Source organism: Streptomyces sp. NPDC091280 (genome assembly GCF_044768565.1).
In the GTDB taxonomy this organism is placed as follows: domain Bacteria; phylum Actinomycetota; class Actinomycetes; order Streptomycetales; family Streptomycetaceae; genus Streptomyces.
In genome coordinates this window covers 86,598-87,180 of record NZ_JBIVUZ010000026.1, presented here as the reverse complement: position 1 = coordinate 87,180, position 583 = coordinate 86,598, and the positions used below count along the sequence as shown (strand labels likewise).

The following is a 583-nucleotide window of genomic DNA, read 5'->3' as shown; positions in this document are numbered from 1 at the left end:
GGGCGAAGCCCTGACCACCACCCAAGAGGCAGTCGATGTCTACCGCCGGCTGGTGGCGAGCAACCCAGCCGCCCACGAACCCCACCTCGCCGCCTCGCTGACCAACCTCGGCGCGGAGCTGTCGGCGGTGGGGCGACGGGGCGAAGCCCTGACCACCACCCAAGAGGCAGTGGAGATCAGCCGCCGGCTGGCAGCGAGCAACCCAGCCGCCCACGAACCCGACCTCGCACACATCCTGACCAACCTCGGCGACCGGCTGTCGGAAGTGAGGCGACGGGGCGAAGCCCTGACCACCACCCAAGAGGCAGTCGATGTCTACCGCCGGCTGGTGGCGAGCAACCCAGCCGCCCACGAACCCCACCTCGCCGCCTCACTGTCCAACCTCGGCATCTGGCTGGCGGAGGTGGGGCGGCTGGACGAAGCCCTGACCGCCGAGCACGAGGCGATCGAGATCAGGCGTCGGCTGGTGGCGAGCAACCCAGCCGCCCACGAACCCCACCTCGCCACCTCACTGACCAATCTCGGGGCCTCCTTATCGAAGGCTGGGCGGCGGGAAGAAGCCCTGACCACCACCCAGGAGGCA

Annotated in this window: 1 protein-coding gene; it reads left to right on the top strand. The window is 69.8% G+C overall.

From position 1 onward, the window contains the following. Nucleotides 1–52: 52 nt before the first annotated feature. On the top strand, nucleotides 53–583 hold a 531-nt coding region (locus tag ACIQPR_RS47600), incomplete at its 3' end, for a tetratricopeptide repeat protein (protein ID WP_403663557.1).